Origin of the sequence: Duncaniella muricolitica (assembly GCF_910574735.1) — a bacterium.
In the GTDB taxonomy this organism is placed as follows: Bacteria; Bacteroidota; Bacteroidia; order Bacteroidales; family Muribaculaceae; genus Duncaniella; species Duncaniella muricolitica.
On the sequence record NZ_CAJTCF010000106.1, the window covers coordinates 1 to 10,323 of the forward strand.

At 47.2% G+C, this 10,323-nt stretch carries 5 protein-coding genes and 1 pseudogene; 4 read left to right on the top strand and 2 right to left on the bottom strand.

Going from position 1 to position 10,323, the window contains the following annotated elements:
• The first annotated feature begins 135 nt into the window (after nt 1-135).
• Both QGT73_RS15985 and QGT73_RS15990 read left to right on the top strand, forming a co-directional pair.
• Entirely contained in the window at nt 136-555 is a 420-nt protein-coding gene (locus tag QGT73_RS15985) for a DUF1896 family protein (RefSeq protein ID WP_280123105.1), read from the top strand.
• On the top strand, nt 545-6,586 hold the full coding sequence (locus tag QGT73_RS15990) for a MutS N-terminal domain-containing protein (RefSeq protein ID WP_280123106.1): 6,042 nt from the start codon (nt 545-547) through the stop codon (nt 6,584-6,586). The genes QGT73_RS15985 and QGT73_RS15990 overlap by 11 nt, the downstream gene beginning before the upstream one ends.
• Nucleotides 6,587-6,999: 413 nt before the next feature.
• Here QGT73_RS15990 and QGT73_RS15995 read toward each other — a convergent pair whose 3' ends face one another.
• Together QGT73_RS15995 and QGT73_RS16000 are read right to left on the bottom strand one after the other, a co-directional pair.
• On the bottom strand, nt 7,000-7,971 hold the full coding sequence (locus QGT73_RS15995) for an ISAon1 family transposase (protein WP_280123107.1): 972 nt from the start codon (nt 7,969-7,971) through the stop codon (nt 7,000-7,002).
• Nucleotides 7,940-8,311, bottom strand: a complete 372-nt coding sequence (locus tag QGT73_RS16000; RefSeq protein ID WP_172470051.1) for an ISAon1 family transposase N-terminal region protein — start codon at nt 8,309-8,311, stop codon at nt 7,940-7,942. The genes QGT73_RS15995 and QGT73_RS16000 overlap by 32 nt, the downstream gene beginning before the upstream one ends.
• 104 nt (nt 8,312-8,415) lie before the next feature.
• Here QGT73_RS16000 and QGT73_RS16005 point away from each other — a divergent pair.
• Both QGT73_RS16005 and QGT73_RS16010 read left to right on the top strand, forming a co-directional pair.
• Nucleotides 8,416-9,741, top strand: a pseudogene (locus QGT73_RS16005) (glycoside hydrolase family 53 protein); the annotation flags it as partial.
• 40 nt (nt 9,742-9,781) lie between these two features.
• The gene (locus QGT73_RS16010) at nt 9,782-10,231 is read left to right on the top strand and encodes a two-component regulator propeller domain-containing protein (RefSeq protein WP_280123108.1); all 450 of its coding nucleotides are present in this window, start codon (nt 9,782-9,784) and stop codon (nt 10,229-10,231) included.
• The last annotated feature ends 92 nt before the right edge of the window (nt 10,232-10,323 follow it).

A 10,323-nucleotide genomic window follows, 5' to 3' on the forward strand; every position in this document is an offset into this window, starting at 1 on the left:
TCAAATAGTTCGTCCATGCCCTCGGGCAGGCACATCCATATTGCATCTGCGGTTTTCATACCGCAAATTTAACACTTTTCTCAAAATCCATGCACCGCCATTTCGGCTTGACCCCAAAATGTTGAATTACGGGAGATGGACGGCTACCGCGTCTATCTTCTGGGTCATCTGCGTGACCATTATTTTCCCCAGTACACCAATAAGAAATTTGTAGATGCCCGTGTTGACGAGGCATACGACACGTTTGTAACCCTGCGCCTTGAAGGTCATGACCCGGTTATGGCACAGGAAATGGCTATGCGCACACTCCTTGCCGGACTGTATGTGTCCCGCTATGACATTGTTTACAGCGTCATAGAGGAAAGCCTGTGGACACGGCTGCCTGAAGAATACTGGCCCGATTTCGCCGTGCATCTGCTCACAAAGAAAAGCGTGCATGACATTCTTGACCGCTATGAGGTCAACGGCGATTTCCTTGACCGCGAAACACACCAGCCGATGCTGACCGAACTGCTGGGAGAAATATCCGAAATACTTGACGGATATGAGTTATAACCGGCTCCAGACCATGCGCGACAACATCAATGCCATAAGGCTTGCCCTGCGCCTTGATGTTGAACATCGCAACGCGGAAAATGCGCTTGAAAGGGAGATACTGCGCAAGTATGCCGGATTCGGCGGGCTGAAATGTATCTTGCAGGACGCCAACGAACTTGCCGATGCCGCCAAGTGGAGCAAGAGCGACATTGAGCTGTTTGCGCCTACGGTTGAACTGCGCCGTCTTATTCACGACTATTCAAAGGACGACCGGGAGTTTGCCGCATACATGGACTCGCTGAAAGCGTCCGTATTGACGGCGTTCTATACTCCTGCACCTATCATTGATGCGCTTGCCACTTCACTGCGTGAAAGAGGTGTTAAGATTAAAAAGTTCCTTGAACCGTCTGCCGGGCAAGGTGCTTTCATCGACTCTTTTCTTAAAAATGAGAACTATCCGGGCACGGAGGCACTCGCCTTTGAGAAAGATTTGCTGACAGGCAAAATCCTATCTGCCCTGCACCCATCTATCTCCACCGAGATAAAAGGATTCGAGAAAATTGACCCTGATTTTGAGGGATACTTTGATGTGGCTGCATCAAATATTCCTTTCGGTGACTTTGCGGTCGCCGATCCTCGATATGCCACAAGCAAGGAGATTGCCTACCGTCAGTCAACAAAGGCTATCCACAATTATTTCTTTCTCAAAGCACTGGACTCGGTGCACGAGGGAGGTATTGTGGCCTTTATCACATCGCAGGGTGTGATGAACGCCGCCAGCCCCTTCGTGCGCATTGAGCTTATGAAACGCTCTGACCTTGTGGGAGCGGTACGATTGCCAAACAACACTTTCTCCGATAACGCCGGAACGGATACAGGCTCAGACTTGATTATCCTGCAAAAGCATACGGGTAAGAAAGGAATGTCGGCTGATGAGGAATTTTTCATCCAGTCAATCGTTGACCGTGATACAAAAGCACCGACAAACAAATATTTTGCGGCATATCCGCAGAATATCATCTGCACCGAGGCGAAAATTGGCACTGACCCATACGGCAAACCGGCTATCATCTACAAACATGAGGGCGGTGTCTATGGTATAGCAAGAGATTTGCGTGATGCGTTGGAAGATTCTTTGCGTCTGCGTCTGAACCTTGAATTGTATAACAACCAAGGCATAAAGCCGCCTACGCCAGACCCTGTAAAACCGATACCTGCGCCCAAGCCCAAAGTAACAAAGGTTACTGAAACTCCGTTGATGACGCAATACAAGGAGATGAAGAAACGACTCCCGGACGCGATATTGATATTCCGTGTGGGCGACTTCTATGAGATGATGGGCGAAGATGCCGTGAAAGCGTCGGAGATACTGAATATAACACTGACCCGACGACGCAACGGCAAAGCAGGGAGCATCGAACTTGCCGGTTTTCCGCATCATGCCCTCGACACTTATCTCCCCATGCTCGTAAGAGCCGGGCAAAGTGTGGCTATCTGTGAGCAACTTGAAGATCCAAAGCAGAAACAAAAGAAGGAATACAAGCCTACGGAGATTATAACGCCGCCACCGACGGTTGAACCAAAGCCGGCTCCTGAACCTGTTGAACCACCAACACCGGAAGTCAAGCCGCAACCGCAGGAGATTGAAACCGAAGGTGGGCCCGACTATAACGATAATCCCGACCCGCGTCTGTTCGCCTATAATCTTTTCGGAGAGTTAGAACCATTGCAGAAACCGAAGCGTCAGCCACGACAGCCAAGGACCGAGGAAGATAAGCCGAAACCCACACCGAAAATTGAAATTTCAGATGCTACCGCCAAGAAATTCCGCCCGCTATCTGAAAAGGAGTTGGAATTTTACGGTTCTCTGAACTGGGAGGACAATCCGCCCATCAACGGCTTCTACGAAACGATGATGAGCATAGCCCACCGTCAGATGGCGGAAATGGAAGCTGAACGACAGGCAGCGGAAGCTACCAAGAAAAAGATAATCACGGAGAATGGCACTGTCATCGAAAAGACCGAGGGCTATTTTGTTCCACAGCCAAGAGTGGCAAAAGTTGAAAAGCCGGAAACCGTCGAGCGTGATATGTCGCCCCGCAAGTTTTCCGAGGATATTCAGTATTTCCACCAGAACGGCTCAATGGTCGTGGATAACGGTCAGGTCGGCTTTCTTTCGGAGGTTCGCAAGAATGGTGCGATATTCACTCCACTCCCAATCAAACCGGAGCAGGAGAAACGCGCCATGCTCTATATTACCCTGTCGGAAACATATCAGCAACTCTATCATTACGAGGCTGAAACGCATGAGGAAAATGCTGATATGCGTGAACACCTCAACGAGTATTATGATGAGTTTGTGGACAGATACGGCAACCTCAACGAAAAGCAGAACGCCAAGTTTATCCTTATGGACGCCAACGGCCGTGACGCACTCGCATTGGAGCGTGGTGAAAACGGGCATTTTGTCAAGGCTGATATATTCGACCACCCGGTATCCTTCGCCGTTGACGAAGTTACTTCTGTCGATACACCTATGGAGGCGTTATCAGCGTCGCTTAATAAATATGGAGAGGTAAACCTCGAATATATGGGCAGTCTTGTCGATATGGAGCAGGACGCGATGATTGACAGCCTCGTCGGACACATTTTCTATAATCCGTTGGTTGCGAACTATGAAATAGCCGACCGCTTCATCGCCGGAAACGTGGTGCAGAAAGCCGAGGAGGTCAAGGCGTGGATTGACCGCGAGGAAGAACGTATCAAGGATTTTCCCGGTTTTGACGGCGTTGAGCCGTTCATCGACTTGTCAAAGGAGTCTTTGAGAGCGTTGGAGGAAGCGACACCGCGCCGCATTACATTTGATGAACTGGACTTTAATTTCGGAGAGCGATGGATACCGACAGGGATATACTCCGCATATATGAGCAACCTCTACGGTACTGATGTGAAAATAGCATATACGCCCTCTATGGACGAATATTCCTGCACTGCCCAACACAAGAACATGAAGATATGGGAGGAGTATTGCGTCCGTGGACACTATCGTACCTATGACGGCATGAACTTGTTGAAACACGCCCTGCACAACACTGTGCCGGAAATCAAGAAGTGTATCGGTCAGGATGAGAACGGACACGACATAAAAGTGCCTGATGCCGAGGCTATACAACTCGCCAACTCCAAGATTGATGAGATCCGCAATGGCTTTACCGATTGGCTGGAGGCTCAGTCGCCGGAGTTCAAGGAGCAGCTTGTGGATATGTATAACCGCAAGTTCAACTGTTTCGTGCGTCCGCATTATGACGGGTCACACCAGACATTCCCCGACATCAACATGAAACTGTTGGGAGAGCGTTGCAATGTCAAGTCAATATACCAGTCGCAGAAGGACTGCGTTTGGATGCTCAAGCAGAACGGCGGCGGAATATGCGACCACGAGGTGGGAACCGGTAAGACGCTGATAATGTGCATGGCAGCGCATGAGATGAAGCGATTGGGATTGGCACACAAGCCTATGATTATCGGACTGAAAGCCAATGTTGCCGATATTGCCATGACCTATCAGGCGGCATATCCCAACGCCCGTATCCTGTTCGCCGATGCCAAGAGTTTTGAGGCGAAAAACCGCGTCAATTTCTTCAACCAAATAAAGAACAATGACTATGACTGCGTGATTATGTCGCACGACCAGTTCGGCAAAATCCCTCAGTCGCCGGAAATTCAGCAGGAGATCCTTCAGGCTGAACTTGACTCGGTGGAGGAAAACCTCGAAGTTGTCAAGCAGCAGGGGAAGGACGTTTCACGCGGTATGCTCAAAGGTCTTATCAAGCGCAAGGAGAACCTGACCGCCAAACTTGAAACGCTCCAATATCAGATGGAGCAGAACAAGGACAGCATCGTTGATTTCAAGCAAATGGGTATAGACCACATTTTCGTTGACGAAAGCCATCAGTTCAAAAATCTGATGTTCAACACCCGCCATGACCGTGTTGCAGGACTCGGCAATTCGGAAGGCTCCCAACGTGCGCTCAATCTTCTCTATGCCATACGCACCATTCAGGAACGGACAGGCAAAGACCTCGGCGCGACATTCTTGTCGGGTACTACAATCTCCAACTCCCTCACAGAGTTGTATTTGTTGTTCAAGTATCTGCGTCCGAAAGAACTTGAAAGACAGGACATCCGGTGTTTTGACGCATGGGCGGCGATATTCGCAAAGAAAACAACCGACTATGAGTTTAACGTAACGAACAGTATCGTGGCAAAGGAGCGTTTCCGCTACTTTATCAAAGTGCCGGAGCTGGCGGCTTTCTACAATGAGATAACCGATTATAAGACGGCAGAGGATGTTGGTGTTGACCGTCCGGCAAAGAATGAGATACTGCACAACATTCCGCCTACACCACAGCAGGAGGACTTTATCCAGAAGCTGATGGAGTTCGCAAAGAGCGGCGACGCCACAATATTGGGGCGTGAACCGTTGTCGGAAACCGAGGAAAAGGCAAAGATGCTCATCGCCACGGACTATGCCCGTAAAATGGCACTGGATATGCGCATGATTTCTCCGGCATACGAAGATGATCCGAACAACAAGGCTTCACACTGCGCCAAGATGATTGCTGAATACTATCACAAGTATGACGCTCAACGTGGCACACAGTTTGTTTTCAGTGACCTCGGCACTTACAAGCCCGGAGAGTGGAATGTCTATTCCGAGATTAAGCGAAAGTTGATTGAGGATTATGGTATTCCGGCGCATGAGATACGGTTTATCCAAGAGTGTAAGACTGAGCGGTCACGCAAGGCAGTCATTCAGGCTATGAATGACGGCGATGTGCGTGTGCTTTTCGGCTCAACTTCGATGTTGGGTACTGGAGTAAACGCCCAGAAAAGAGCGGTTTGCATCCATCATTTGGATACACCGTGGCGACCGTCAGACCTCACACAACGCGATGGCAGAGCCATTCGAGCAGGTAATGAGATAGCCAAGTTATATGCTGATAATAAGGTTGATGTGATTATCTATGCGGTTGAAAAGTCGCTTGACTCATACAAGTTCAACCTTCTTCACTGCAAGGCTACTTTCATCGCCCAGCTCAAAAGCGGTGCTTTGGGAGCGCGAACTATCGACGAGGGTTCTATGGACGAGAAGAACGGCATGAATTTCTCAGAGTACATGGCGATACTCTCCGGCAACACCGACCTGCTCGACAAGGCAAAACTTGAAAAGCGGATAGCGGCGTTGGAGAGTGAACGTAAGTCGTTCAACAAAGGACGTGGCGACAGCGAGTTCAAACTCCAAACCATTACCCATGACATCGCCAACAACGAGGCGGCGATCGAGCGCATGAAAGCGGATTGGGAGCGTTATGACAAGGTTGTGCAACGTGACAAGGAGGGCAACCCTGTCAACAATCTCACGATTGACACCTGCAATCTTTTCGATGAGAAAAACATGGGTATCCACCTGCAAGGACTGGCACAGCGCACCGACACCCACGGTCAGTATCAGCGTATCGGCGAGGTTTACGGCTTCCCGATCAGCATTATCTCCGAAAGAGTGGTGTCTGACGGTATTGAGAAAGTGCAGAACCGTTTTGTTGTCGAAGGCAATTACAAATACAAGTACAACAACGGTCAGTTGGCAATGGCTGACACCCATGCCGCCTGCATGAACTTCGTCAACGCTTTGGAGAAAATCCCCGGCATAATCGCCCAGTACGAGGAACGCACCGCCAAGCTCAAAGCTGATGTTCCAATCCTCGAAAGCATCATGGCAAAGACATGGGGCAAGGAGGACGAGCTGAAGCAACTCAAATCAGAACTTGCCGCCCTCGACCGCAAAATCGCCGCCGAGTTAGCACCTAAACATGACGAAAAGGACGGCGAGGAAGTCAAGCCCGACACCCAACAGCAATCCGTCAAAGTTGTTGAACCTCCCGGTCAAGCAACCGACAATAAAAAGTCAATGGTGGCAGAGCCAATAGAGATTTATCGTCCGCCAATTACACCAAACAGGCCGTCATTCCGACCTTTCGGAACATAACCAAGTCAGGCACCGAGTATCACTACTTGATGCCTGACTTGATTTTAATATCTGCTTTGTATTATGACAATAATATATAAATCGGACAAACAACTTATTAAAATGGACAAAGTCCAACAAACTTCCAATTTCTAATATTATTCGTCCAGTTATTCAATCCATTAAACAAACATTGATATTACTTTTGCGATGTATTTATAAACCTAAATTTTTAACCAATGAAGACAGAATGTTTGAAGAAAATCCTCTTCGTGATTTTCGCTACAGTGCTTTCAGTTGGATTCATTGCGTGCCAAAATCAGATTGAGGATGTGCAGCCGATAGAATCCAACCAACCAGAAGTCGGGCTATTTAGGGCCCAAGCCGAAATCCCGGTGCATATGTTAAATTGAGTAGACCGAAGTGTTAAATATTCAAGCGTACAGTTTGACCAGGCGGAAGATGAAGAAGTCTCGGTCTCTGACGCCGCGCATTTGCGAGCGGAAAATCTTGACTTTAGAGTTGAAAGCCTCGGCTGAGGCATTGGTCGCACGACGACGGAAGTAGTTCAGGATAGTTGGAGCGTGGTTCTTGAATGTTTTGATTACCGAGCGGAAGTTGTTGTTACCAAGAGCCATTACCTTTTCATACCACTTGTTCATCCGCCCCATGGCTTTTGTCGGTGAGATTTTAGCGTTGAAAATCTTGCGCAGCTCCATCGCAAGGCTGTATGCAGCCTTCAATATTGGATAGTATTTGAACAGTATGTTGACACGATGGCGCTGTATGTCAGTCCATTTGTTCTGCGACATCATCAGAGTGTGTTTGCTGCGGGCCAGTATCTGGCGCATGGTCTCTCCGTTGGAGTACGTTACCGGCGGTTCGGACTTGTCGCGGTTGTTTTCCTCTGCGATGAGCTGTCGGCGAATGTCGATGCGGATTTCGTCAACGGCCTCATTATAGACCTGTTGGACATGAAAACGGTCGTTGACAACATGGGCGTTATAGAACACTTCTGCGGCGATGAGCATCATTGATGGCGAAAGATCGCAGGTCACTTCCTTGACCCTGCGTCTGATTGATTTCCCCATAGCTCCGATGAGTATGGATATAATTTCGTGACTCTTTGTTCCTGGAATGGCTGCCGCAAGTGTTCCCTTGCTTCCGTGGCCGTCCTTGTTGGTCAGGAACGTCCATACCTCGCCGTTGCTCAGACACGTCTCGTCAAGGCTCATGTACGGACCAATATTGGCGGCATTGAAATAGAACCCACAGCCAAGCTCCTGTTCGCACCAGTCGGCGTAACCGCTTATTCTGTTGCGATATAAATCCGCAAAATGCTTGCCGTTGACGCAGTACATCTGCGCTATATGCTTAATCGACAGGGCTGTCGTCTCCACCTTCATCTTTTAAAAAAGCCACAAACTCGGAGCTGAGTCGTGTCCCTTCCTCGTTGGGAAGCTCGAGGTTGTAGCTGAAGATTTCGTTGGTCTGCTTGTCCCACCACTTATTCTTGCGCATATGTAGAAATACCGGGCGACCTCGCATCGGATAGTCCTGTATCGTAACGTAATCCGTATAGCCTCGCGCTACGATATGCGGATTACGATAGTCGTCATCAGATAGTTTCTTCTTTTCGTCAAGCCATATGTCATAAGACTGTTCCGTGCGCTCGAAGCGCACCATCTCAAATAGTTCGTCCATGCCCTCGGGCAGGCACATCCATATTGCATCTGCGGTTTTCATGCTACAAATTTAACACTTTCCGAGAAATTACATGCACCGGGGTTTCGGCTTGAGCCCTATTTAGCCGTTCTACATCGGAACTCCCCTTCCTTCAAGGAGCAGACCTTTCGTATATCAATGAACTTCAAGATGGAGGAGTCAAGTATTACGATAATGGCAACGAAGTTGACCCTTATCGCATGCTCAAAGAATATGGAGGCAACCTTGTTCGTCTCCGTCTTTGGCATAATCCCACAACATGGACTCAGTATTCCACTTTATCCGATGTGAAACGGAGTATTGGAAGAGCAAAGGCCGCTGGGTTAAACGTCCTTTTGGACTTTCATTATTCAGATTCATGGACAGATCCGGAGAAAAATCTTGTTCCAGAAGCTTGGCGACCAGTAGTGAAATATTCTGATATACTTGCCGATTCCGTGTACAATTACACATATCAGACCTTGACACACCTAATGAACACAAATCTTTTACCTGAATTGGTTCAAATAGGTAATGAGACTAACAAATCAATCATGGTCGCAGATAATGCTGACCTTGAACCTACAAATTTTGTTAGAAATACAAAATTATTTAATGCGGGCCTTCAAGCCGTTGCTGATTTCAATTCTGATAATAGAAAGAATATACAGACGATACTTCACGTTGCCATGAACCCCAATGATGCGATGTATTGGGTATCGAACCATAAGAAATACGGACTAAAATCATTCGACTTGCTCGGAGTTTCGTATTATCCTCAGTGGCAAGATTATACGCCGGCACAACTTGGAGAGTTTGCCGCTCGCCTCTACTCTACATATGGAGTTCGACTTTTTGTAGCAGAAACCGGTCATATATGGACGCGAGCATGGAACGATGACAATATTAATCTCATGAGTAAGATGTGTATGGGTTATCCAGAAACACCTTGTCCACAGCTTCAAAAAGATTTCCTTATTGAAGTAAAAGAGGCTCTTATAGCTAATGGTGGAGCTGGATTCAGCGCATGGGAACCTTTCTGGGTATCCGCAAATAATCAAACACTTTGGGGCGTTGGTTCCAATTGGGAAAACGTCGCATTTTTTGACTTCAATAATAATCTCCTGAAACATGGTGGTATGGAAGCTTATGGAGATTACAATGTGAAAGTAACTTTTGAAGTTAATATGTGGGAAGCCGGAAGCGATAAAAAAGGCTATATAACAGGAGACTTTACCGATGATGGCTTTGGAAATTGGCAAATAATACCAATGAAACAAGCAGAAGAGGGTTCTTCAACATATTATTTTGATACCTACTTGTGCCGGAACCAGAGCGGACGCTATTATTTCCTTTCTGACTCGACTTGGACAAGCCAAGAATATATCAATGGTTGGCAACAAGATCGGACATATAATATCTCGACATCTGATACTTGGATGAAAATAGCCAAGAAATTCGGAGAAGAGTAATCTCCACAATATACAACCGCTACCATTATCTGATAATAAGATGATGGTAGCGGTTATTAATTCAATAGAAAGTCCGATTTGTTGTATTGATTGTCCAAAATGTTGTCTTAAAGATGAGTCATTTAATCCGCTACATCCCTTAAAATTAGTAACTTTGCAATTGGATTTAATACCACCAGTAAATATGAGAACAGAAGCATTGGAAAAAAGGTTGCTAAAAATAATTTGCATCATCCTTGCTATGATTGGACCATGGAAAGCATTCTCAGCACCTCAGTTGCCAGAGCCGGAATTTTCATGGAAAAATGTAGCTGTTGATGGTAAGAAGACAGCTGTGTTTTGTATCTTCCGGGATAGTAGAGGAATTATGTGGCTTGGAACGAACAGTGGTTTGTATTTTTATGACGGTATCACGACACATCCTGTTGGAGAAACTGAGATTTTCGGGACCCAAGTTTATTCTATTGTAGAAAAGGCAATAGTTCGTTAAAAAATTATTCATAGGCTAAGCGGCATCTACCGCCAAGCCAAGGAGTTCTTTGACAAGTTTAGCATTTAAAGTCTTGTTCGGGTCAATTCCGC

Coding starts and splice junctions, on each gene's coding strand:
- QGT73_RS15985 (WP_280123105.1), top strand. CDS start 136: ATGGACGGCTACCGCGTCTATCTTCTGGGTCATCTGCGTGACCATTAT.
- QGT73_RS15990 (WP_280123106.1), top strand. CDS start 545: ATGAGTTATAACCGGCTCCAGACCATGCGCGACAACATCAATGCCATA.
- QGT73_RS15995 (WP_280123107.1), bottom strand. CDS start 7,971: ATGAAGGTGGAGACGACAGCCCTGTCGATTAAGCATATAGCGCAGATG.
- QGT73_RS16000 (WP_172470051.1), bottom strand. CDS start 8,311: ATGAAAACCGCAGATGCAATATGGATGTGCCTGCCCGAGGGCATGGAC.
- QGT73_RS16010 (WP_280123108.1), top strand. CDS start 9,782: ATGATGGTAGCGGTTATTAATTCAATAGAAAGTCCGATTTGTTGTATT.